The organism is Actinophytocola sp., from assembly GCF_035762905.1.
GTDB lineage: Bacteria > Actinomycetota > Actinomycetes > Mycobacteriales > Pseudonocardiaceae > DASYTH01.
In genome coordinates, this window is sequence record NZ_DASUCC010000035.1 from 114196 (window position 1) to 138119 (window position 23924).

Genomic DNA, 23924 nt, shown 5'->3' on the forward strand with positions numbered 1-23924 from the left:
TCGTGTCAGACCGGAATCGCCAGGGTGGCGGTCAATCCGCTCCCGACGTCTCCGGTGACCTGTGCCAACTGCCGCGCATGACCGTCCCGGAACACGGTGTCGCTGCTCAGGTCGGTGCGGGCGAAGTTGCGCGCGCTGATGTCGTAGCCGGGGCCGCCGTAGACGGCGCGGCACACCTCCTCGGGCAGCGCGAGCTGCGAGGTGATGATCTTGGTGCCGCCCGCCGTGGCGTCGCCGAGGCTCCGGTACACCTCGAAGTGGATGTGCGGCCACCGCCCGGAGTACGCGGCCGGGAAGATGCTGGTGAAGGCGAGCCGCCCGGAGTCGTCCGCGGCCTGCACGCCGCGCAGATAGTTCTCCCCGGTGGCGCCCGGGGAGTACATCGAGTAGCGGCCCTCCCGGTCGCACTGCCACACGTACACCGCGGCCCCGGCCAGCGCGTCCCCGGTGTCCGCCTCGAGCACGGTCAGGTCCAGCCGCAGCGGCACCCCGTCCGCCACCCCGGACGCCGAACCGATGCTGGACCGGATGTCCGCGCGCACGACCCCGCTTTCGGTGAGCACGTTGGGCCCGTTGCTCCCGTCACCCGGGAACGGCCCGCCGGTCTCCGCCGGAATCTCCTCGACCGGCCCACCGCCGGCCGTCGGCGCTGGCGCGGCGGTCGCCGGGTCCGCCGGCTCCCCGGACGTGCACCCGGCGAGCACGGCCAACCCCGCACCGCCGAACAACGTCAATGCCCGCCGCCGGCTGCGCAGCGTCGCCAGGTCATAGGCCAGTCCCCGGTCATGTCGGTGCACGCCACCGACATTCCTCGCTTCCCGCGTTCCGCGCAATGTCACATCGCGCCCGGAACTCTTGATCGGTGGTAACCCGTTGACGGTACGGGCGGGCTTACGAGAAGGCGGTGACGGTGAGCAGAATCGAGCCGGGGGTCGAGATCACGGCGCGCAAGCTGGCGACCGTGCCCGGGGCACTGGTGCCGGTGCCGGACCCCGAACGGTTGGTGCACCTGCAGTTCCGCCGGTTCGCCGGCTGCCCGGTGTGCAACCTGCATCTGCGGTCGTTCGTCCGCCGGCACGCCGAGATCACCGCGGCCGGCGTGCGCGAGGTCGTGCTGTTCCACTCCCCCGCCGCGGAACTCCGGCCGCACATCGCGGACCTGCCGTTCGACGTGGTCGCCGACCCGGACAAGCGGCAGTACACCGAGTTCGGCGTCGAATCCGGGCCGCGCGCGCTGCTCGACCCGCGGGCCTGGGGCGCGGTGGTGTGGGGCACGCTGCGCGACCTCGGCCCGATCCTGCGCCGCCGCCGGCCGCCCCCGTCGCGCCGGCAGCCCAACGGACGGCTCGGGCTGCCCGCCGACTTCCTCATCGCGCCCGACGGGCGGGTGCTGGCCAGCAAGTACGGGCAGCACGCCGACGACCAGTGGTCGGTGGACGAGCTGCTGGCCCTGGTCCGCTAGGCACGGCGGCGGACCACCAGCACCGCCGAGTCGACCTGCGGGGGCGGGTCGAACGCGCCGCGCGGCAGCGGGCGGCCGGTGCGGATGGACCAGTGCCGGTCGGGGCGGGTCGCGTAGCGGCGCACGACGGCCCGTTGCAGGACCAGGTCGGCGGCGTGCAGCCGGGAGCCGGGGCGCAGCAGCAGCCGCAGCAATGGGCTGGTGATCCCGAACGGCGGGCTGGCGACCACCCGGAACGGCCGGGCGGGCCAGCGGATCTCCAGGATGTCGGCCTGCACCACGGTCACCGGTGCGCCGGCGAACCGATCACGCAGCGACCGCGCCCGGATCGGGTGCAGTTCGACGGCGAGCACGCGGGCACCGGCCGCGATCAGGTGTCGGGTGAGGGCACCGGTGCCGGCCCCGGCGTCGACGACGAGTTCGCCCGGGCGGACGCCGGAATCGGCGACGACCCGGGCCGCCCACTCGTCAACGAGCGGATGCCACCCCCACGTCCGCCGGGCGGCGGACACGGCGCGGCATCACGAAGCAGAAGTGCACGACCTGCACGGTAGGCAACGCCGGCACGATCGCCAACCGAATTTCTCAGTCCGGTGCCGAGCACAGCGAGCGCCGATGCAGGCCGATCTCCCGGTCGAAGGCGACCAGGGCACTGCGCACCAGGTTCGCCGCGCCGTCCAGGTGCCGGCACGCACCGTGGCCGGCGACCAGGGACGCCAGCTGCGGCAGGGTTTCGCCCCGCCCGTGCACCAGATCCTCGAGCCGCGCGGCGATCGCCGGCAGCCCGGTCCGGCACGGCCCGCACTGCCGGGTGCGTTGCGCCACAAGGTATCGAACGATCCCAGCCGTCTCGGCGAGCCCGCACTGGGCCGCCGACGACAGCACGACCACACCCGTTCCGGGCCCGGCGCCGAGCGACCCGAGCCCGGCCCGGGAAAGCGGCGCGTCACCCAGCGTCGCGGCCGGCAGCCAGGTTCCGTGGTAGCCGCCGAGCAGCACGGCCCGCGGCCGGCCCCGGGTTCCGCCGGCGAGCCGGATCAGGTCCGACGCGGGGATGCCGATCGGCACCTCGTAGACCCCGGGCTGGGCGACCGCCCCGCTGACCGTGGTCAGGAACGTGCCCGGCTCGGCCGCGGTGCCCAGCCGGCGGAACCAGCCGGGGCCGTGCCGGGCGATCTGCGCGAGATGGGCCAGCGTCTCCACGTTCTGCACCAGCAGCGCGCGGCCGTCGAGCACCGGGCGCACGTGGCGCCGGCGACGCGGGAACGCCCGGGCGCACGGTCCCTCGATCCGGGCCCGCACCGCCGACTCCTCCCCCGCCACGAAGGACTCCTCGGCCTCCACCACCCGGACCGGAAACTGGTCCCAGCGTTTGGCGGCCCGCTCGGCCAGCGCCTCCCGGGCCTTGCCGGCGGCCGGTCCCGGCTTGACGTAGAGATAGACCGCGGTCGCCCCGACGGTCTCCACCGCCAGTTGTAGGCCGTCGAGCACCAGATGCGGGCACCGGGTCAGCAGGGTCACGTCCTTGGCCGACGCCGGCTCGCTGTCCGCCGCGTTGGCCACCACGACCGGCCGTTCGGTGGTCGCGACCGTGGCCAGTTTGCGCCAGGTCGGGGCACCCGCACCGCCGCGGCCGGTCAACCCGGCGGCCTGCACGTCCGCGATCAACCGGCCGACCCCGCCGCGCCAGGGCAGCGCGCCGACCAGCCCGGCATGTTCGTCCAAAGTGGACGAGGCGGCGCTGAGCAGCCGCGACGTCCTCGTGGTGACCGCATACGCCATACCGACAGGGTCGCGGCCGAGCCTGTGAACGAGCTGTGCGTACCCCTCGGCGAACCTGTGAGCCCGGGGCACACAGGTGATACACAGGAAACGCACAGAATGGCACCCGACGATTGAGGATCGTGACCATCGTGAGTGCGCCCGCCCGCACGGAGCTACGCCGGCCGGACGGTTCGCCCGTGCGGATCCTGGTGGTGGACGACGAGTCGACGCTGGCCGAGCTGATCACCATGGCCCTGCGCTACGAGGGGTGGGAGGTGCGCAGCGCCGCGGACGGCCGGGGCGCGGTGCGGGAGGCCCGCGAGTTCCGGCCGGACGCGGTGGTGCTCGACGTGATGCTGCCGGACTTCGACGGGTTGGAGGTGCTGCGCCGGATGCGGGCCGACGCGCCCCGGCTGCCGGTGCTCTTCCTGACCGCCCGGGACGCCGTCGAGGACCGGATCGCCGGGCTCACCGCGGGCGGTGACGACTACGTGACCAAGCCGTTCAGCCTGGAGGAGGTCGTGCTGCGACTGCGCGCGCTGCTGCGCCGCACCGGCGTCACCGAGGCGGAGGCGGGCGCGAAGCTGGTGGTCGGCGACCTGACCCTGGACGAGGACAGCCGTGAGGTGCACCGCGCCGGCGAGCCGATCACGCTGACCGCAACCGAGTTCGAACTGCTCCGCTTCCTGATGCGCAACCCTCGGCGGGTGCTGTCCAAGACGCAGATCCTCGACCGGGTGTGGAGCTACGACTTCGGCGGGCAGGCCAACGTCGTCGAGCTGTACATCTCTTATCTGCGCAAGAAGATCGACGCCGGCCGGGCACCGATGATCCACACCAGGCGGGGCGCGGGTTATGTCCTCAAGCCCCCGGGGTGAGCGCCGGTGGTCACTGCGCGCGAAGCTGACCGCCCAGCTCGTCGCCGTGGTGGCCGCGGTCACCCTCGTGATCAGCTTGGGCGCCGAGTTCGCCCTGCGGTCGTACCTGATCCGGCAGCTCGACAAGGAGCTCGCCACGGCGGGCAACCGGTCCCCCAACGGGCTGACGGTCGGACCGCCCGGCCGGCAACCGGGTGGGCCCGGGGGTGCCCGGCCGCCCGGCTCGCCGCCGAACCCGCTCGACTCCCCCGGCCACGGCCCCGGCACGCTGGCCGCCCTGTTCATCGATGGCACGGCCCGGTTCGCCCAGCGTTCCACCGATGACGGGGGGCGGGCGGAGATCAGCACCGAGGGCCGGGCGCAGCTCGCCGTGATCCCGATCGACGGCCGGACCCACGACGTCGACGTCGCCGGCTTCGGGCACTACCGGGTCCGGGCGTTCCGGACGCCGCCGGGCGACAAGCTGATGCTGGGGCTGCCGATGGCCCCGGTGAACGACACGCTGTGGAACGTCGGCCTGATCCTCGGCGGTGTCTCGCTGGCCGCGCTGCTCGCGGCGGCCGGCGCCGGCACGCTCATCGTCCGGCGCACGCTGCGGCCGCTGCGCCGGGTCGCCGCCACCGCCGGGCGGGTGGCCGAGCTGCCGCTGGACCGCGGCGAGGTCGCGCTGTCGGTGCGGGTGCCGGCCGGCGACACCGACGCGCACACCGAGGTGGGACAGGTCGGCGCCGCGCTCAACCGGATGCTCGGTCACATCGGCAACGCGCTGGAGGCCAGGCAGGCCAGCGAGACCCGGGTGCGTCGGTTCGTCGCCGACGCCTCGCACGAGCTGCGCACCCCGCTGGCCGCGATCCGCGGCTACGCCGAGCTGACCCGGCGCATCCTGGCGGCGGTGCCCCCGGACGTGGCGCACGCGATGCGCCGGGTGGAGTCCGAGTCCGACCGGATGACCACCCTGGTCGAGGACCTGTTGCTGCTGGCCCGGTTGGACGCCGGCCGGCCGCTGGCGGCGGTCGAGACCGACCTGTCCCGGCTGGTGGTGGACGCGGTCAGCGACGCGCGGGTGGCCGGTCCGGAGCACCACTGGCGCCTGGAGATCCCGCCCGAACCGGTCATCGTCACCGGCGATCCGCAGCGCCTGCACCAGGTTCTGGTCAACCTGCTCGGCAACGCCCGAACCCACACACCGCCCGGTACCACTGTCACCGCCGCCCTATCCTCCACAAAGGACAGTACAATCCTTACGGTCACCGACGACGGACCGGGAATTCCGGCCGCGCTGCTGCCCGACGTGTTCGAACGCTTCGCCCGAGGCGACGACTCACGCTCCCGGGCCGCCGGCAGCACCGGCCTCGGCCTGTCCATCGTCGCCGGCGTGGTGGCCGCACATCACGGCACCGTCGACGTGGCCAGCGTGCCGGGACGCACGGTGTTCACCGTGACGCTGCCGTTCTGAGAGCCACCAACCGATCCCTTTGCTCCCAAGGAATCCGCGCCTCCCCGATGTCCTTGGTTGGAAGGACATCGCGGCAAGCCGCGACATGGTCCTCACTGGCAACTCAGGTACCCGAGCTAGCAACTCGATTGCCCCAATCGGCAACTCGCCGACAACGCCCGGCAACCTCGGCGAGTCCCCGGCTCCGGTCCGGCGAGTCCCCGGCTCCGGTCCGGCGAGTCCCCGGTTCCGGGCTGATCAGTTGTCGGTTGCGGGCCGGCGCGACCGCCTCAATGGGAACCCGGCAACTCGCATGTTGGAACCGAGAACTCGGGTGCTGGAACCGAGAATTCGGTGGTGGGCTGGCGAGCGGGGGAAAGAGGTCAGGAGGGTTCCGCCCGAGAGGCCGGGGGCCGCTCGGACGGAACCCGTTTCCCCTGTGGAGAGTTAGCCGGTGGTGCAGGTGGCTCCGTTGAGGGTGAAGGTGGTTGGGGCGGTGTTGGTGCCGGAGAAGGTGCCGTTGAACCCGATGCCGGTCGACGTGTTCGGGGCCAGGTTGCGGTTCCAGTCGAAGGGAACCGCAGTGACGTCGGCGCTACCCGAGGCCTGGGCCCAGGTGGCGCTCCAGCCGGGGAGCGACACCCGCTGTCCGCCGGGGAAGGTGAAGGCGAGCGTCCAGCCGTTGATCGCCGTGGTGCCGGTGTTGGCGACCGTGAGGTTGGCGGTGAAGCCACTGCTGCCGCCCCAGTTGGACGCCGAATAGGTCACCCGGCAGGTGCCGGTGCCGCCGCCCTGTTGAGTGGTGGCGGAGACGGTGCCCGAGTTCGCCGAGAAGTTGGGCACGGCGTCGCGGGCGCGGACGTTGAAGCGGTAGGTGGTCGCCGGGGTGAGTCCGGTGCTGGTGAAGGAGTTCGTCGCCGAGGTGCCGATGAGCGCGAACGTGCCACCGCTGGCGCCGGTGGCCCGGTAGACCTCGTAACCGGTCACCGCATTGTTGTCGGTGGACGCGGTCCAGGTCAGCGCGACGCTGGTGGCGGTCACCGCACCCACGGTGGGGGTGCCGGGGGTGGTCGGCGGCTGGGTGTCCGGCGGCCCGCTGCCACCGTAGATCGTGGCCTCCCGGGAGGTGCTGCGGATTCCGTTGGCACCGTTGATGATTCGCTCACCCCACGGGGTCAGCTGGGCCGGGTTGAAGCCGGTCACCATGTCGAGATACTCGACGCAGCAGCCGTTTCCACTCCACGACCAGCCGATGTAGCCGACGCCGCGGGTCACCGCCTGCGCCATGATGGTGTTCTCGTCCGGGTCACCGTCCGAGTGGTTGAACCCGAACTCGCCGATCACCAGCGGCAGGCCGGCGGTCTGGAACGTGTTCAGGTAGTCGTTGATCTCGGCGGCCGTGTCGTAGACGCCGTACATGTGCACGGAGAACACGGTGTTGCGGTCCGGGTCGGCGTTGAACACCGTCGCCGCGTTGGTGCGCATGATGCCCTGCCAGTCCTGGCCCCACATCGGCGCGTCGACCATGATCAGGTGATCGAACCCGGCGTTGCGCAACCGGGTGATCGCGTTCGAGGTCGCGGTCGCCCAGGTCGAGCTGACCTGTTGGTTGTTGCCCATCGGCTCGTTGCCGATGTTGATGACGACGAAGTTCTCCTGACCCATCAGCGCACTGGCGATGCTGATCCAGTAGCTCGCGGCCTGGTCAAGTGAGGCCGCGGCGCCCTCCTCGCCGAACCCGGTGGTGTCGTGCACCTCCAGGACGCAGATCAGCCGGTTCTGCTTGCACAGCGCGATGACGTTGGACACGTCGCTGGCGGTGTTCGGCCCCCACCGCTGCCCGCTGCCGAGCACCACGCGCACGGTGTTGGCGCCGGTCGCCTTGATGGCGGCGAACGAGCTGGTCTGCTGGGGGAACCAGATGTGGGGATGGCTCACGCCGCGCATGACGAACGTGTTGCCGTTGGACTCGACGATCCGCGTGCCGTTGACCCGAAGCCCGACCGCAGCTGCTGCAGGCTGCACGAGAACCAGCAGCGAGGCGAGCAGAGCGAGCACGGTCGCGGTCGCGAATGTGGTTCGTTTCTTCACGATCAACCTTCCGTCGCGCTCCACGCGACGGCGACCCGGGAGCAAGCTAACACAACCGGTTAAGCATGTGCTAGCCCTTAGGTAGGCCGAAAGATCGAGCCGGTTTCGTGAACCGGTTCGTCCAACGGCCCGGGACCGGTGTTGCCATGGCGTGACGCTTGGGTAACTATGAGAGAGCCCCTCTGGGAGCGCTCCCAGTCTGGGATCTCCGCAGCCTGCAAGTCAACGAGGAGTTGCAATGAGGCGTCTCATCCAGGCCGTCATGGCCGTGAGCGTGCTGGTCGGGGGGATGACCGTCGTGGTCGCTGCCCAGCCCGCTCACGCGGTCGTGACCTGCGAGAAGTTCGGAACCCTGAGTATCCAAAGTGGACGGTACAACGTCCAGAACAACGTCTGGGGCGCGGACACCGCACAGTGTGTCGACACCACCGCGTCCGGCTTCACCGTCACGCAGGCCAACCACAACAACGCGACCAACGGCGCTCCGGCCGCCTACCCGTCGGTCTACTTCGGCTGCCACTTCGGCAACTGCACGTCCGGCAGCGGCCTGCCGGTCCAGGCCAGCACCAGCGCCTTCGCCGGCCTGAACACCAGCGTGACCATGAGCTACCCGTCGGCCGGAACCTGGAACGCGGCCTACGACATCTGGTTCGACCCCACCGCGCGCACCAACGGCCAGAACACCGGCGCGGAGATCATGATCTGGCTGAACCGCCAGGGTTCGATCCAGCCGATCGGATCCCGGGTGGCCTCGGTGAGCCTGCTCGGCGCGACCTGGGACGTCTGGTTCGGCAACGTCGGCTGGAACGTCGTGTCCTACGTGCGTACCTCGCCGACCAACTCGCTGAACTTCAACGTCAACACCATCTACAGTGACGCGGTCAACCGCGGCTTCGCCCAACGGTCCTGGTTCCTCACCAGCATCCAGGCCGGTTTCGAGCCGTGGATCGGCGGCGCCGGTCTGACGGTGAACTCCTTCTCGGTCACCACCGGAAACCAGCCCCCGCCACCACCTCCTCCCCCGCCGCCGCCCCCGCCACCCCCGGGCGGCTGCCAGGTGAGCTATGTGCCCAACACCTGGCCCGGCGGCTTCACCACCAACGTCACCATCACCAACAACGGCACCAGCACGATCAACGGCTGGACGCTCGGCTTCACCTTCCCCGGCAACCAGCAGATCACCAACCGCTGGAACGCCGAGACCACGCAGAACGGCGCGGCGGTCACCGCCCGCAACGTCGGCCACAACGGCACGATCTCCCCCGGCGGCAACCAGTCCTTCGGTTTCCAGGGCACCTACAGCGGCACGAACGCGTCGCCCACCGCGTTCACGCTGAACGGCACCCCGTGCGGGACCGGCGCCGCCCCGTCCGGCGAGTTCGGCATCCAGGCCGTGCCACCCACGCCCACCGTGGCCGGCACGATAGCGACCAACTTGGCCTCACCATGGGGTCTGGCGTTCCTGCCGGACGGCTCCGCGCTGGTCTCCGAGCGCAACACCGCACAGATCAAGCAGATCGCGAACGGCACGGTCACCACGATCGGCACCGTTCCCGGCGTGGTGCCCGGTGGTGAGGGCGGCCTGCACGGCCTCGCCGTGGCGCCGACCTTCGCCACCGACCGGTTCGTCTACGCGTACTTCACCGCCGCCAACGACAACCGGGTGGTGCGGATGCCGTTCAACACCACCCTCGGCACGCCGCAGGTGATCGTCTCCGGCATTCCCAAGGCGACGATCCACAACGGCGGCCGGCTGGCGTTCGGCCCGGACGGCAACCTCTACATCGCCACCGGGGATGCCGGCCAGTCGGCCAACTCGCAGAACCCGAACTCGCTCGGCGGCAAGATTCTCCGGGTCACCGCGACCGGCGCCGCCGCACCGGGCAACCCGACCGCGGGGAACCGGATGTGGAGCATGGGCCACCGCAACGTGCAGGGTCTGGCGTTCGACGGCGCCGGCCGGCTGTGGGCCAGCGAGTTCGGTCAGAACACCTGGGACGAGCTGAACCTCATCCAGGCCGGGCGCAACTACGGTTGGCCGACGGTCGAGGGCCGGGCCGGCAACCCCAACTTCGCCGACCCGATCGCGCAATGGAGCCCCGCCGAGGCGTCCCCGTCCGGCATCGCCTTCGCCGCGAACACCGTCTGGCTCGCTTCGCTGCGCGGGCAACGCCTGTGGGGCGTCCCGGTACTCAACGGCGGACCGGACGGCAACCCGGTGGCGTTCCTGAACGGTAGCCTCGGCCGGCTCCGGATGATCACCAACGCGCCGGACGGGTCGCTGTGGCTGATGACCAACAACACCGACGGTCGCGGCACCCCGCGGGCCGGTGACGACCGGATCGTGCGGATCACGTTCGGATCCGAGCCGCCGCCACCCCCGCCGCCGCCTCCGCCGCCTCCGCCACCCCCGGGCGGCTGCCAGGTGAGCTACGTGCCCAACACCTGGCCCGGCGGCTTCACCACCAACATCACGATCACCAACAACAGCACCAGCACGGTGAACGGCTGGGCGCTCACCTTCACCTTCCCGGGCAACCAGCAGATCACCAACAGGTGGAACGCCGAGACCACGCAGAACGGCGCGGCGGTCACCGCCCGGAACGTGGGCCACAACGCCACGATCTCCCCGGGCGGCAACCAGTCCTTCGGCTTCCAGGGCACCTACTCGGGCACGAACGCATCGCCGACCGCGTTCGCGCTCAACGGCACCGCCTGCACGGTCGGCTGACCCGTCAGTCGAGGTGGAACCGGGTCTCGGCGGCAACCGCGTCGAGTTGATCGCGCGTCAGCGGTTGCTCGTCGAGCGCCCGGTATCCACTGCCCCTGATCTCTCGGGCCTGCGCGACGAACACGGCGGTGCCGTCCGGGTGCCGGTAGTACGCCCACTGGTCGAACTCGGCTTGGCCGGGCTCTCCGGTGACCACCGCCGAATTGTCCGAGGTCTGCTCGCACCCCCACACCAGGTCGCCGGTGACCCACAGGGTCCTGGCGGCCTGGCAGGGGTCGTCCGGCAGCCTGTTGCCCGCGGTGTGGACGCGCGCGAACAGCCTGCCGGTCTGCTTCTCGACCGTCATGACGGTCAGGTAGGTCTCGTACTTCCAGATCTCGCGGCCGTCCACCCGCTCCTCGAACTGCGCCTGGCGGGACCGCAGCGGCCCGACCGTGACCGGCCATGGCGGCGGCTGCTCCGGCAGCACGGACAGGTCGCCCGGCGGCACCGCGGCGGCCAGCTCGGTCTCCAGTCGCACGGCCTGATCCGCTCGCGGACCGGCGGTGGCGGTGCGGTCCTGCTGCGGCTGGCCGTCCGGGCCGGTCGGCCACACGGTCTCGGTGTCGCCGGTCGGCGGCCCGGACGCGTCATCCCGGGAGTAGCCGTTCGAGGTGGACAGCATGGCGCCGACCGTGATCGCCATGATCGCCGGCACGACGGCGAAACTGGTCAGCATGGTGCGGCGCCGCTGGCGCGCGTGGCGGGCGGCGTTCAGTGCGGCGCCAGGGTCCATCGGCGGTGGCGGGCTGCCGGCCACCATGACGCCGCGCAGCGCGCCGCGGAACTCGTGCTCATCCATGGGTTCTGCTCTCACTTTCCCGGCTGACGAGCCGGCCGCGCAGCGTCTGCAGCCCCCGCGCGGCCTGGCTCTTCACCGTCCCGGTCGTACACCTCAACAGCCTGGCGGTCTCCTCGACCGACAGGTCCTCCCAGTACCGCAGAACCAGCACGGCCCGCTGCCTCGGCGGCAGGCCGGCCAGCGCGGCCAGCAACAGCTGCCGGTCCTCCGGAGCCGCCGGACCGGTCGGAGGCGGTTCGGGCAACGCGTCGACCGCCTGCTCGCGCCGGAACCACCCGCGCCGGCCATCGGAGATGAAGGTGTGGACGAGGATCCGCCGGGTGTAGGCGTCCAGCGCGTCGTGTCGGGAGATCCGGCGCCAGGCCAGGTACAGCTTGACGAACGCGGCCTGCGTCAGGTCCTCCGCGCGGTGCCAGTCGCCGCACAGCAGGTACGCCGTGCCGCGCATGGCATCCGCCCGGGACGCGAAGTACGCCACGAACTCGGTGTCGCGATCGCTCATCCGTTCTCCTCCGCCGTGCGGTACGAGGTAGTCACGCCCGCGGACCCGGTTGAGGTTGCACGCACCCGGCGATCGGCACAACTATCACCGTCGAACAGTTGCCCACCGATTTTTGGCACCTTTCTCGTCAATCCGCCCGGATGGTTATGCCACATGGCCGGAACGATTCCACCCCGCACAGGCCCCGGGTAGATTCCGAGCCGGGCGGCGATCGACCAGGAACGGAGCCCGACGGTGGCGGAACGAATTGCTTTCGATTCCCTGCTTTCCACCGGATCCGCGGGATTGTGGTCCCAGCTGCCGCGCGAGCTCGGTGCACTTTTCCGGCCCGGCGTGGTGGAACTGACCGAGGACATCCTGCGCGAACTGCGCTGCGGAGCTCCGGCCCTGTCCCCCGTGCCGGCCGACGACTCGACCGCTCTGATCGTGATGGCGATCCAGCGCGCGGTGGTGCAGTTCATCGACCGGTTGGAGGACCCGGCCGCCGCTCAGCAGGACCAGGCCGAGTTGCTGTATCAGTTGGGGCTGCACGAAACGCCGGACGGTGCGGTGCTGGACTCGCTGCAGTCGGCCTACCGGGCCGGCGCGCGGGTGGCCTGGCGGCACATGTCCCGGATCGGCCAGGCCGCCGGGGTGCCGCTGCCCACGCTGGGCCTGCTCGCCGAGGCGATCTTCGCCTACACCGGCGAGCTTTCCGCGCAGTCGATCGCGGGTCTGGTCGCCGCGCAGGCCCGCGCCGCCGGAGCGCTCGACCGCAGGCGCCGGACGCTGCTGGACGCCATCCTGACCAGGGCCGAGGGCCTCGATCGGGCGGCGGAACAGGCCGGCTGGCCGCCGCCGGAGCGGGTGGTCGCGGTCGCGCTGCGGATCCGTGAGGAGGAGGTGGAGCGGCCCGGGGTGGACCGCCGGATGCTGGCCGACCTCGAGCGCGCCGACCCCTGCCTGCTGCTCGCCGAGACCGACCTGGACCTGCTGGACGAGATCACGTTGCGGCTGCCGGTGTTGCGGGCCGCGGCCGGGCCGGTGGTGACGCTGGCCCATGCGTGCGACTCGCTGCGCTGGGCCGGCCGGATGCTGCGGTTCGTCGAGCGCGGGATCCTGCCGGACGTGCCGCTGACCCGGTTCGACGAGCACATGTCCGCGCTCTGGCTGCTGCACGATCCGTTCCTGCTCAAGGAGTTGAGCGACCGGGCGCTGGCCCCGCTTGCCGGTCTGGCCGCGCCGGAGCGCGACCAGCTCGGCGAGACCCTGTTGGCGTGGCTGGAAAGCCGGCGCGGCACCGCGGAGATCGCCCAGATCCTCGGCGTGCCCCCGCGAACCGTGCGCTACCGGCTGCGCCGCATCGAGCAGCTGTTCGGTGACCGGCTCGACGACCCACAGGTCCGGTTCGACCTCGAGGTGGCCCTGCGCGCCCGCCGGGTGCCGGCGCTCAGCGGGTTCACCGCGCCCGGGAGTTGACCGGAACCGGAACCAGCGACTCACCGCACCCGACAACGCGACTCACGTGCCGCAACCCGCAACTCGCCGACACCAACCGGCCACCCCGGCGAGTCCCCGGCCCCGAACCAGCGAGTCCCCCGCTCCGAACCAGCGAGTCCCCAGCTCCGAACCAGCGAGTCCCCAGCTCCGGGCCGACGAGTCGCCGACTCCAGACCGAGTCGCGGACCGAGCGAGATCCGGCCGACGGGACCGCGCCCGCCCACCGCGCCGCAGTGAACCGGTTCCGACACTCAGCCCGCTCAACGCGCCGCCGCCGCTGCGCGGCGGCCGCGCCGCGCGGCGGCGCGGCGCGCTGCACTCCGGTTCCGGCGCTCAGCGGGTGCACCGCGCCTGGGAGTTGAACGGCGCGGGCGAGGTGTCCAGGCCGTTGCGGTAGCGGGTGCCCTCGTAGCCGGCGGTGCACGGCAGCGGGGTGAAGAACGTGGTGGACAGGCCGACCTCGGTGCTGCCCGGCCCGATCGCGTTGGACGCCGCCGACACCGCCGCCGGGGTGACCACCAGCAACTGCTCGACCCCGTCCTTGTGGGTGAGCAGCACCGTCGAGGTGGTCAGCAGGTTGCCGAGCAGCACCCCGAGCATCGGCCCGGTCTCCCGGATCAGACCGGTCACCTGCCGAGCCACCGCCGGCCCGGTGGAGAACAGCCTGCGCAGGTCCGCGTCGGAGGTCCGCAGCTGTTCGGCGATCAGCTTCGCGTTGGCCCCGAACGACTTGATCGCCTCGGACTGCTCGATCTGGGTGGTGAGCACCGGTCCGGCGTCGGTGATCAGTCGCAAGGTCTGCGGGAGGTGCTCGGTGGCCAGGTTGGTGAAGCTCGCCGTGGAGTCGAGCAGCACCTGCAGGCTCGGGCCGGTGTCCTGGGTGGCGTCATACAGCTCGTCCACCACGGTGCGCAGATCCTCCTCGGGCACCGAGGCGACCAGCCGGTCGAGGTTGCGCACCACCTGCTCGACCGGCAGCGGCAGCGTGGTCCGGGACTGCTGCACCACCGCGCCGTCGACCAGGAACGGTCCGCCGTCCCGGCGCGGCCGCAGATCCAGGTACTGCTCGCCGACCGCGGACCGGTTGGCGACCGCGACGTCCACATCGGACGGAACGGGCGGGCTGCCGTCCTCGATCCGCAGATCCACCTCGATCCCGTCGGCGGTCAGGTGCAGCTCCCCCACCCGGCCGATGGCCACTCCGCGGTAGGTGACCTCGGCGTTGGTGAAGATCCCGCCGGAGTCGGGCATCCGCACCTTCACCAGGTAGCCGCCGGCACCGAACAGCTCGTCCAGCCGGGCGTAGTTGGCGCCCACGAACGTCACCCCGACCAGGGCGATCACCGTGAACACGAGCACCTGCAGCCGAACCGTTCTGCTGATCATCGGCCGGTACCTCCCGAGGAGTCCACGGTGGGCAGCGGCATCGGCAGCGCCGCCGGTCGCGGCCCGGCCGCCGTGTTGGTGTGCACGGTGAGGTACACGTTGAGGTAATCGCCCTTGATGCCGTCCAGGACCGCATCCGGGAACGGGAAGGTGAGCAGCAGTTCCATTGCCTGCGGCAGGTTCTGCCCGGAGTCGGCGAGCTGACGCAGGGTCGGCTCCAGCGCGTGCAGGTCGGCAACCAGATCGTCCCGGCTGCGGTTCACCGTGTCGACCGCGACTCCGGAGAGCGTGTCGAGCGCGGTGAGCATGCGCACGAACGCCTCGCGCTGGTCGGCCAGCACCTTGATGCCACCGCCGAGATTGTCCAGCAGACCGGCGATGTCCTTGCTGCGGCCGCCGAACGAGGCGGACAGCCGGTCCAGCCCGTCGAGCACCCGGACGATGTCGTCCCGGCGCGCGGCCAGCCCACCGGTGAACGTGTCCACGTTCGTCAGCAGCGACCGGACCTCGGTTTCGTTGCCCTCCAACGCCTTGTTCAGCTCCCGGGTGATCTGCTGAAGCTGGCCGACACCGCCCCCGTTGAGCAGCATGGACAGCGCGCCGAACACCTCCTCGATCTCCGGGTTGCGGTTGGTGCGCTCCAGCGGGATGTCCGCGCCATCGGCCAGCCGCGCGGTCACCGGGTTCGGTGGCGAGTCCAGCTCGACGAACTTCTCGCCGAGCAGGCTGGACTGGCGCAGCCGGGCCATCGCGTTGGCCGGCAACCGAACCGACCCGTTGATCAGCATGGTCACCGCCGCGCTGCGGCCGTCCTCGGCCAGTTCGATCCGCTCCACCCGGCCGACCGCGACGTCCGCCACCTTCACCCCGGACTGCGGAACCAGGTCGAGCACGTCCCGAAAGTGCGCGGTGACCCGGTAGGGGTGCTCGCCGACGTCTGCGCCGCCGGGCAGCGGCACGTCGTACACGCCACCGAACGCGCTGCACCCGGTGGCCAGCGTCACGACCAGTGTCAGGGCGAGCCGGCGGATCATCATCGGGCACCCCCGGTGGCCGGCAGCGGGGGCGGCGGCACCAGGCTGAACTCGTTGAGGTTGGCCCGCACGTCGATGCTGCCGCGGGCCGGGTCGTAGGCGCCGAGCAGGTTGGTCAGCGCGCCGGGTGCCCGGTCCAGCGCCTCCGACAGCGACGCCTGCTGCTCGACCAGCAACCGGGTCGTGCCGGCCAGCTTGTCCACATTGGACTTGATCCGGGCACGATTGTCCTGGATGAAGCCCTGCACGGTGCCGAGGGCCGAAGCCAGCTCGGCGAGCGCGGCGGCGAAGTCCTCCCGTTCGCCGGCCAGGAACTGGCTCACGCCGGCCAACTGGTCGTTGAACACGCGCAGCTGCCGGTCGTGCTCGGCCAGCATGGTGGTGAACTTCTGGATGCTGTCCACGGTGGAGAACAGGTCGTCCTGCGATCCGGTCAGCGTGTGCGCCGCCTTGCCCAGCTCGCGGACCATGTCGCCGAGCTGCTTTCCGTTGCCGTCCAGGGTGGCCGCGCCGCTGTCCAGCAGCTCGTTCAGCGCGCCGTCCGCGTTGGCGCCGTCCGGTCCGAGCGCGGTGGTGAGCTTGTCCAGGCTGGTGAACAGCTCGTCCAGCTCGACCGGGACGGCCGTGCGGTCGGCCGGAACGACCGCGTGGTCGGCGAGTCGCGGTCCCTCGGTGTAGACCGGGGCGAGCTGCACGTAGCGGTCGCTGACCAGGCTCGGGGTGACCACCAGCGCGCTGACGTCCGCCGGCAGCGGCACGTCGTTGTCCACCGACATCGTCACCCGCACCTGCTTTCCCTGCGGCTCAACGGATTTCACCGTGCCAACGGCCACCCCGAGGACCCGCACGTCCGAGCCCGGATAGATGCCAACCGCCGCGGTGAAGTAGGCGGTGAATCGGGTGTCCCGGGCGTCCCGGACCAGCATCCAGGTGACCGTGGCGGCGACCACGGCGAGGACGCCAACCAGCGCCAGCCCGCGCAGCAGCCGGGTTCGGGACCTGATCGCGGCCATCACCGGCCTCCTCCTGGCTTCGGTGGGACGCATCCGCCGCCCGGTGCCGCGACCAGCCCGCACAGGTACGTGTCGATCCACCTGCCGGTGGCCAGCCCGTTGCCGACCAGGCGGTAGAACGGGCCGGCCAGCCGCAGGCTGCGGTCCAGGTTGTCCTGGTTGCGTTGCAGCACATCGGTGACCCGGTCGAGCTGTTGCAGGGCCGGGCCGAGCTGCGCCTGGTTCTCGGCGACCAGGGCGGAGAGCTGCCGGGACAGGTCCCGGGTTCCGGTCAGCAGCGCGCTGATCGCGTCCCGCCGCCGGTTGATCTCGGTGAGCAGCACGCCGCCGTCGGAGATCAGCGCCTCGATCTGCGCGGTGCGGTCCGCGATGGTCCGGCTGACCGAACCGGTGTTGTCCAACAGCTTCTTCAGTTCCTGGTCCCGGGAGGAGATCGTCCTGGACAGCTCGGCGAGGCCGTCCAGCGTTTCCCGCACCTGCTTCGGCGTGGTGGCGGTGAACGTGGCGGACAGGGTGCGGAAGCTCTGCGCGAGTTGGTCGGGGTCGATCGCCGACGCGGTCTTCGCCAGGTCGCCGAACGCGTCGTTGACGTCGTACGGGGTGATCGTGCGTTGCCTCGGGATCGGCGTGTCCGGGTCCAACTCCCTGTCGCCCAACGGATCGAGCACCAGATTCTTCTGGCCGAGCAGCGTCTTGATCTTGATGGCGGCCACCGTCTGGTCACCCAGCCAGACGTTCTTCGCCCGGAAGGTCACCCGCACGTGGTCGCCGTCCAGCTCCACGCCGGTGACCTCGCCGACCTTCACGCCGGCCACCCGCACCTCGTCGTTGGGTTTGAGCCCGGCCGCCTCGCCGAACTCCGCGGTGTAGGTGGTGCCCCCGCCGATCACCGGCAGTTCCTCGTAATAGAACGTGGCCAGACCTATCGCGGCCATCAGCAGGCCGCCGACCGTCCCGACCCGGACCGGATTGCGCTCCCGGAACTTCTTCATCGCCGGCACCGTGCCTCGGTGAGCGGGACGCCGACCGGACCGCCACCGGGTGCCGGCGGGGCGTCCGAGGACGCCGAACACAGGAACATGTTCAGCCACCCGCCGTAGCTGGCCGTCCGGCCGATCGCCTCGAACTTGATCGGCAGGTTGGCCAGGAACCGTTCGAACGCCGGGGTTCCGTCGGCCAGGTTCTTGGACAGGTCACCCAGCGCGTCGATGTCCCTGCGCAGCGGTTCCCGGCCGTCGGCCACCAGGCCGGCGGTGCTGCTGGTCAGCGCGGCCAGCCCCTCGATGGCCTCGCCGATCGGCTCGGAGTCCTTGGCCAGACCGGAAACCAGCTGCTGGGTGGTGCTGATCAGGCTGGACAGCTTGTCGCCGCGCGAGCTGACCTGATCCAGCACCACGTTCAGGTTGTCGATCACCTGCCCGATCACCCGGTCCTTGTCGGCGAGCGTGGAGGTCAGCGATGCGGTGTGCCGCAACAGGCTGTCCACCGTCGCACCCTCACCCTGGAGCACCTGCACGATCTCGAAGGACAGCTTGTTGACGTCGTCCGGGGACAGCGCCTGGAACAGCGGCTTGAACCCGTTGAGCATCGCGGTCAGGTCCAGCGCCGGGCGGGTGCGCTCGATCGGGATCAGCGATCCGTGTACCAGCACCGCGTTCGGGTCGCCGGCACCCTGGTCCAGCGCGATGTACCGCTGGCCGATCAGGTTCCGGAACTTGATCGTCGCGCTGACCGACGCGAGCAGCTTTCGGTTGCGGTCGACGGAGAACTCCACCTCGGCGAACCTGCGGTCGACCACCCGCACCTGGTCCACCTGCCCGATCCGCACGCCGGCCATGCGCACGTCGTCGCCCGGGTTGACCGACGTGGCGTCGGAGAACCGGGCCCGGTAGCCCACCTCGTCGCCGCGGCCGCGGTTGGCGATCGTGACCGCGAGCAGCACCGTGGCGAGCACGGTCACCACGGTGAACACCAGGCCCTTGAGCAGTGGGACGAGCATTCCCCTCATCGGATCCGCACCTCGCAAGCTCGGTGCCGCTCGACCCCGCCGCCTCGCAAGCTCGGCGCCGGGGCAGTGTCTGATGATTCGCTCGCAAGCTCGCTCATCGCAGCGTCACCTCCGCACCGCGGAACAGCGGGCCGACCAGCAGGCTGCTCCAGCCCGGCAGGTCGGCCGGCGCAACGCCGTGCACCGGCGCCAGCAACTCGGTGAGGAACCGGTTCTCCTCTGGGGTGTTGGCGATCGACGGCGCCGCGGACGGCGTGGTCTGGCCGGCGACGGCGGTCGGGTAGCAGCGCGGGCCGCTGCGCGGCGGTGGCACCGCGCCGCCCGGGCCGGTGCGGGCCGGCTTGACGGTCAACTCGATGTGCAGGCCGGGCTCGTTCGTCCCGACCCCGAGCGCGCGGCCGAGCTGCGGCTTGAGTGTGGTCAGCGCCTCGAACAGGCACGGAAGCTCCGGGGAGTACCTGGCCAGCACCTCGAGGGTGGGCCGGCTGACGTCGGCCAGGCCGATGATGTTCTGCCGGTTGGCCCGCAGAAACCCTTCCAGGTCCCCGGATGCGGTGGTGAGCGTGCTGAACAGGTCGCTGACGTTCTGCCGCTGCTCCGAGATGGTCCGGCTGGTCGTGGTCAGGTCGGACAACGCGTCGATGATGTCCGGGCCGGCCGTCGAGTAGGTGGCCAGCGTGTCGGCGAACTTCTTGATGTCGTCCTGCAACCGCGGCATCGTCGGGTTGAGCTGGCCGAGGTAGGAGTCCAGGGCGACCAGCGTCTCGCCGAGCGGCTCGCCGCGATTCTCCAGCGCCCGGGACACCGCGCCCAGCGTGCTGGCCAGCTTCTGCGGCTGCACCGCCTGCAGCACCGGAAGCAGGTCGCGCAGCGCCTGCTCCAACTCGATCGCCTCGACCGAGGTGTCCTGCTGGATCCGGTCTCCGGCGGCGAGCGGCCGGGCGGCCGGGTCGTCCGGGATGACCAGGCTGACGTAGCGCTGGCCGAACAGGGTCTTGGGCAGCAGCCGGGCGGAGACGTTGCGCGGCAACTGTTCCAGCTTGTCCGGGGCGATCGCCAACAGCACGTCGACGCCGGTGCCCGAGGTGCGCACCTCGCGCACCGTGCCGACCACCATGCCGCGCACCTTGACGTCGGCGTTGGCCTTGAGCTGGTTGCCGACCCGATCGGTGTGCAGCAGGATCGGCCGATCATCGGCGAACGCCTTGTCGTATATGGCGATCGCCAGGGCGCCCAACGCCGCCAACAGGACGATGAAGACCAGTCCCAGCGCGCGGTTGCGGGTTCGGGTGCTCATCCGGCCACCCGCACCGTCGTCGTGGCGCCCCAGATCGCCAGGCTGAGGAAGAAGTCCAGCACGCTGACCAGCACGATGGCGGTGCGTACCGAACGGCCGACCGCCACACCCACTCCGGCCGGACCGCCGGAGGCGCGGTAGCCGTAGAAGCAGTGGGTCAGGATGATGGCCACGCTGAAGATCAGCACCTTGACGAACGACCAGAGCACGTCCTCCGGCGGCAGGAACAGGCCGAAGTAGTGGTCGTAGGTGCCGGCCGACTGCCCGTAGAACAGCACGGTGACCGTGCGGGCGGCCAGGTACGAGGTGAGCAGCCCAACCACGTACAGCGGGATGATCGCCACGAACCCGGCGATGATCCGGGTGGTGACCAGGTACGGCAGGCTGCGCACGGCCATCACCTCGAGCGCGTCGATCTCCTCGGAGATCCGCATCGCGCCAAGCTGCGCGGTGAACCCGGAGCCGACCGTGGCGGACAGCGCGAGCGCGGCCACCAGCGGCGCGATCTCCCTGGTGTTGAAGTAGGCCGAGACGAACCCGGCCAGCGCCGAGGTGCCGATCTGGTTCAGCGCCGCGAACCCCTGCAGCCCAACGACCGTGCCGGTGAACACGCACAGTCCGACCATCACGCCGATGGTGCCGCCGATCACGGCCAGCGCGCCGCTGCCGAAGCTGACCTCGCCGAGCAGCCGGACGATCTCCCGGGAGTAGCGCCGCACGGCCAGCGGGGTCCAGGCCAGCGCGCGCACGTAGAAGCCGAACTGCTCGCCCAGCCGTTCCAACCCGCCGGCGGTGGCCATAACGCCATCACCTCGCAAGCTCGGTACTGGCCGCCCCCGCCGCCTCGCAGGCTCGGCGCCGGGGGCAGTGTCCAATTGGTTCGCTCGCAAGCTCGCTCACGCCCCCTTCGCCGGCACGAGCTGCAGGTAGAACACGCTGATCACCAGGTTGACGAAGAACAGCAGCAGGAACGTGACCACCACGGACTGGTTCACCACGTCCCCGACGCCCTTCGGCCCGCCCTTCGGGTTCAGCCCGCGGTAACAGGCGACCAGCCCGGCCAGGAACCCGAAGATCACCGCCTTGATCTCGCCGACCCACAGGTCCGGAAGCTGTGCCAGCGCTGAGAAACTGGCGATGTAGGCGCCCGGCGTGCCGTCCTGCACGATCACGTTGAAGAAGTAGCCGCCGACCACGCCGACCACGCTGACCATTCCGTTGAGCAGCACGGCGGTGACCATCGCGGCCAGTACCCTCGGCACCACGAGGCGCTGGATCGGGGACACCCCGAGCACCTCCATCGCGTCGATCTCCTCGCGGATCGTGCGCGCGCCGAGGTCCGCGCACATCGCCGAACCGCCCGCGCCGGCCACGATCAGCGTGGTCACGATCGGGCTGGCCTGCTGGATCACCGCGAGCACGGAAGCCGCGCCGTTGAACGACTCCGCGCCGATCTGGGCGGTCAGCGAGCCCAGCTGCAACGTGATCACCGCGCCGAACGGGATCGCCACCAGCATCGCCGGCAGGATCGAAACGCTGGCGATGAACCAGAACTGCTGGATGAACTCACGGGTCTGGAACGGTCGCTTGAACATGGCCACGATCACGTCGAGGCCCATCGCGAACAACCGGCCGAACTCCGCCACCGCGGCGGTCACTGGTCCGCCTCTCCGGCGCAGCGGCGACCTGAGGTTGACCCAAGGGGTGTCATGACTGCACCTCCTCGGCGCGCAACGTGGCCAGCACGGTGTGCTGGGCGTGCGCCGGCAGGGTGTGCAGGTTGCGCAGCACCCGGTCACGCCTGCGCCGCACCGCGTCCCGGGGCGGCAGGCCCGGACTTGGTTGCAGCTGCGGCGCGATCGCCGGCAGCGAATCCGTCACGGTGGCCCGGTGGTGCGCCAGCTCGGCGTCCACAACGGCCTGATCCTTCTCTTCGGACATGCCGATCGGGCCGATCCGCCGGCCGTTGAGGAACTGCTCGACCACCGGCTCGTCGCTGGTCAGCAGCAGTTCCCGGGGGCCGAACATGACCAGTTCGCGGCGGAACAGCATGCCGAGGTTGTCCGGCACGGTCCGGGCCACGTTGATGTTGTGCGTGACGATCAGGATGGTGGCGTCGATCTGCGCGTTCAGGTCGATCAGCAGCTGGGACAGATAGGCGGTGCGCACCGGGTCCAGCCCGGAGTCCGGCTCGTCGCACAGGATGATCTGCGGATCGAGCACCAGCGCCCGGGCCAGGCCGGCACGCTTGCGCATCCCGCCGGAGATCTCGCCGGGCAGCTTGTGCTCGGCGCCGAGCATCCCGACCATCTCCATCTTTTCCATGACCACACGCCGGATCCGGCTCTCCGTCAACCGGGTGTGCTCGCGCAGCGGGAAGGCCACGTTGTCGTAGATGGTCATCGAGCCGAACAGCGCGCCATCCTGGAACAGCACGCCGAACAGCTTGCGCACCTGGTAGAGCTGGTGCTCCGAGCAGTGCACGATGTCCACCCCGTCGACCACGCATCGGCCGCGGTCCGGCTTGAGCAATCCGATCAGGCACTTGAGGAACACGGACTTGCCGGTGCCGGACGGGCCGAGCAGCACGCTGACCTCGCCGGGCGGCAGCGTGAGCGTCACGTCCCGCCAGATCGCCTGCTTGCCGAAGGATTTGCTCAGCCCCTCGACCACGACCTCGACACCCATTCGGCCTTCTCCTGACGCTGCTGCTGTGGATTGTCGGCGGTTGGGCGATCAGGGCGGTCCGAGCGACCGGAGCGTGGTGCGGATGTCGTTGTCCGGCCCGGTGATCAGTCCGGTGAACAGCGGGTCCAGGTCCTCCGCCTGACCGCACCCGCTGAACCGGGGAATCTCGAAAGTGGAGTTGAGGTTGCTCACCGAACCGGCGACCGGATGGATGATCCCCTTGAACCGGATCGCGGCGGAGACCTCGGTCCGGCACCGGTCCCCCACCCTGAGGTCGATCCCGTCCTGTTTGGCGTTGGACAGCTGGATGAAGAGGTTGAGGACCACATCGGTGTCGACGTCGTTGGGGTTGAAGTTCACCAGCCGGGCCGTCCCCCTGCCGACCCCTTCCTGCGCAAAGCCCACGGTGGAGGTAGCCGGAACAAACCGGAAAATCACGAAGTAGGCGTCCACCGTAGGTTCGAGATCGACCGCGGCCACCACATCCAGCGGCTGCTCGAGCCCGCCCGCACCGATGTACGCACAGGCGATCAGCGTCCCGGTGATCGCCGTGTCCGACCCCAACTTGGCGATCCTGGACAACGCCGTCAGCTCGAACTTCGCCGCCACCAACGGGCTTCCCTGACACTTCCCGTCCACCGGCGCAGGCGGCAACCCCGGAGCCGGCGGCTGCGCCCGCGCCCACATCGCCGTCCCCGGTCCCCCCGCCGCCGAAGCCGCCACCCCCACCGACGTACCCACCGCGACCACCATTCCCAGAACAGCGGAAATCACGCCACGAACGGCACGAGAGGACGACACCTTCATAAGGCAGCCGACGTTACCCACCGGTCACCAGCAGGGACAACACCATCCCCACCAATGCGCACCACCCCCAAACTTTGTTATCACCCAACAAAAATTTTCCACCCCCGCTTTGTTGGCCCGTCACATACACCGCCACTACATTTGCCCGGCGAGTTGCCGGTTTCGGTCCGGCGGCGAGTACCCGGAGCCGGACCGAAGAGTTGCCGGCTCCGATCCGGCGAGTCCCCGCGTCCGGGCCGGCGAGTCCCGGAGCCGGACCGAAGAGTTGCCGGCTCCGATCCGGCGAGTCCCCGTGTCCGGGCCGAGGAGTTGCCGGGTCTGATTCGGCGAGTCCCCGGATCCGGGCCGGCGAGTTGCCGGGTCGGGTCCGGCGAGTCCCGGGTCTGGCCCGGCGAATCTCCGACTCCAGCCCAGTGAGTTGCGGGTTCGGGCCGCTGCCGCGGGCTCCAGCCAGGCCCGCGGCCGGCGCCCGCGGCGGCCTGGCGGCGCTGCCGCGCCTGGCAGCGCC

At 70.6% G+C, this 23924-nt stretch carries 21 protein-coding genes; 5 read left to right on the forward strand and 16 right to left on the reverse strand.

Annotated features, from left to right (window positions below):
• Positions 1 to 5: 5 nt before the first annotated feature.
• Positions 6 to 797: an intradiol ring-cleavage dioxygenase gene (locus tag VFV67_RS06505; protein WP_326467997.1), complete on the reverse strand. Its 792-nt coding sequence runs from the start codon at positions 795 to 797 to the stop codon at positions 6 to 8.
• Positions 798 to 910: 113 nt separating this feature from the next.
• Between VFV67_RS06505 and VFV67_RS06510 the strand changes: the two genes are divergently transcribed.
• Positions 911 to 1462 carry a peroxiredoxin-like family protein gene (locus VFV67_RS06510; protein ID WP_326467999.1) on the forward strand — a complete coding sequence of 184 codons (552 nt, stop codon included), beginning with the start codon at positions 911 to 913 and terminating at the stop codon, positions 1460 to 1462.
• Here the strand turns inward: VFV67_RS06510 and VFV67_RS06515 are convergent.
• The gene (locus VFV67_RS06515) at positions 1459 to 1974 is read right to left on the reverse strand and encodes an rRNA adenine N-6-methyltransferase family protein (protein ID WP_326468001.1); all 516 of its coding nucleotides are present in this window, start codon (positions 1972 to 1974) and stop codon (positions 1459 to 1461) included. The genes VFV67_RS06510 and VFV67_RS06515 overlap by 4 nt on opposite strands.
• 73 nt (positions 1975 to 2047) lie before the next feature.
• The gene (locus VFV67_RS06520) at positions 2048 to 3244 is read right to left on the reverse strand and encodes an NADH-ubiquinone oxidoreductase-F iron-sulfur binding region domain-containing protein (protein WP_326468003.1); all 1197 of its coding nucleotides are present in this window, start codon (positions 3242 to 3244) and stop codon (positions 2048 to 2050) included.
• Positions 3245 to 3366: 122 nt separating this feature from the next.
• Between VFV67_RS06520 and VFV67_RS06525 the strand changes: the two genes are divergently transcribed.
• Positions 3367 to 4104 (forward strand): response regulator transcription factor, encoded by a 738-nt coding sequence (locus VFV67_RS06525; protein ID WP_326468005.1) that lies wholly within the window; start codon positions 3367 to 3369, stop codon positions 4102 to 4104.
• Positions 4082 to 5560: a HAMP domain-containing sensor histidine kinase gene (locus tag VFV67_RS06530; protein ID WP_326468007.1), complete on the forward strand. Its 1479-nt coding sequence runs from the start codon at positions 4082 to 4084 to the stop codon at positions 5558 to 5560. The genes VFV67_RS06525 and VFV67_RS06530 overlap by 23 nt, the downstream gene beginning before the upstream one ends.
• A gap of 426 nt (positions 5561 to 5986) precedes the next feature.
• On the opposite strand, the gene VFV67_RS06535 is transcribed toward VFV67_RS06530, so the two are convergent.
• Entirely contained in the window at positions 5987 to 7630 is a 1644-nt protein-coding gene (locus tag VFV67_RS06535) for a cellulase family glycosylhydrolase (protein ID WP_326468009.1), read from the reverse strand.
• 238 nt (positions 7631 to 7868) lie between these two features.
• Here VFV67_RS06535 and VFV67_RS06540 point away from each other — a divergent pair, with 238 nt between their 5' ends.
• Positions 7869 to 10361 (forward strand): PQQ-dependent sugar dehydrogenase, encoded by a 2493-nt coding sequence (locus VFV67_RS06540; protein WP_326468011.1) that lies wholly within the window; start codon positions 7869 to 7871, stop codon positions 10359 to 10361.
• 4 nt (positions 10362 to 10365) lie between these two features.
• Here the strand turns inward: VFV67_RS06540 and VFV67_RS06545 are convergent, their stop codons facing one another.
• Positions 10366 to 11202, reverse strand: a complete 837-nt coding sequence (locus VFV67_RS06545) for a hypothetical protein (RefSeq protein WP_326468013.1) — start codon at positions 11200 to 11202, stop codon at positions 10366 to 10368.
• A complete protein-coding gene (locus VFV67_RS06550; protein ID WP_326468015.1) occupies positions 11195 to 11704 on the reverse strand; it encodes a SigE family RNA polymerase sigma factor in 510 nt (169 codons plus the stop codon). Before VFV67_RS06550 ends, VFV67_RS06545 begins: the two co-directional genes overlap by 8 nt.
• A 234-nt stretch (positions 11705 to 11938) precedes the next feature.
• Here VFV67_RS06550 and VFV67_RS06555 point away from each other — a divergent pair, with 234 nt between their 5' ends.
• Positions 11939 to 13162, forward strand: coding sequence for a helix-turn-helix domain-containing protein (locus VFV67_RS06555; RefSeq protein ID WP_326468016.1), 1224 nt, complete (start codon positions 11939 to 11941; stop codon positions 13160 to 13162).
• A gap of 354 nt (positions 13163 to 13516) precedes the next feature.
• Here the strand turns inward: VFV67_RS06555 and VFV67_RS06560 are convergent, their stop codons facing one another.
• From VFV67_RS06560 to VFV67_RS06605, 10 genes are all read right to left on the reverse strand, one after another.
• Positions 13517 to 14569: an MCE family protein gene (locus tag VFV67_RS06560; protein ID WP_326468017.1), complete on the reverse strand. Its 1053-nt coding sequence runs from the start codon at positions 14567 to 14569 to the stop codon at positions 13517 to 13519.
• Positions 14566 to 15606 carry an MCE family protein gene (locus VFV67_RS06565; RefSeq protein WP_326468018.1) on the reverse strand — a complete coding sequence of 347 codons (1041 nt, stop codon included), beginning with the start codon at positions 15604 to 15606 and terminating at the stop codon, positions 14566 to 14568. Before VFV67_RS06565 ends, VFV67_RS06560 begins: the two co-directional genes overlap by 4 nt.
• Complete coding sequence (locus VFV67_RS06570) at positions 15603 to 16616, reverse strand: MCE family protein (RefSeq protein WP_326468019.1); 1014 nt, start codon at positions 16614 to 16616, stop codon at positions 15603 to 15605. The genes VFV67_RS06565 and VFV67_RS06570 overlap by 4 nt, the downstream gene beginning before the upstream one ends.
• Positions 16616 to 17608 (reverse strand): MCE family protein, encoded by a 993-nt coding sequence (locus VFV67_RS06575; RefSeq protein WP_326468021.1) that lies wholly within the window; start codon positions 17606 to 17608, stop codon positions 16616 to 16618. The genes VFV67_RS06570 and VFV67_RS06575 overlap by 1 nt, the downstream gene beginning before the upstream one ends.
• Complete coding sequence (locus tag VFV67_RS06580) at positions 17605 to 18624, reverse strand: MCE family protein (protein ID WP_326468022.1); 1020 nt, start codon at positions 18622 to 18624, stop codon at positions 17605 to 17607. Before VFV67_RS06580 ends, VFV67_RS06575 begins: the two co-directional genes overlap by 4 nt.
• Positions 18625 to 18718: 94 nt before the next feature.
• Entirely contained in the window at positions 18719 to 19921 is a 1203-nt protein-coding gene (locus tag VFV67_RS06585) for an MCE family protein (protein ID WP_326468024.1), read from the reverse strand.
• On the reverse strand, positions 19918 to 20721 hold the full coding sequence (locus VFV67_RS06590) for an ABC transporter permease (protein WP_326468025.1): 804 nt from the start codon (positions 20719 to 20721) through the stop codon (positions 19918 to 19920). Before VFV67_RS06590 ends, VFV67_RS06585 begins: the two co-directional genes overlap by 4 nt.
• A 96-nt stretch (positions 20722 to 20817) precedes the next feature.
• Positions 20818 to 21540 (reverse strand): ABC transporter permease, encoded by a 723-nt coding sequence (locus VFV67_RS06595; RefSeq protein WP_326468037.1) that lies wholly within the window; start codon positions 21538 to 21540, stop codon positions 20818 to 20820.
• Positions 21541 to 21628: 88 nt separating this feature from the next.
• Positions 21629 to 22609 (reverse strand): ABC transporter ATP-binding protein, encoded by a 981-nt coding sequence (locus VFV67_RS06600; RefSeq protein ID WP_326468027.1) that lies wholly within the window; start codon positions 22607 to 22609, stop codon positions 21629 to 21631.
• Between the two features lie 48 nt (positions 22610 to 22657).
• A complete protein-coding gene (locus tag VFV67_RS06605; protein ID WP_326468029.1) occupies positions 22658 to 23218 on the reverse strand; it encodes a hypothetical protein in 561 nt (186 codons plus the stop codon).
• Positions 23219 to 23924: the final 706 nt, after the last annotated feature.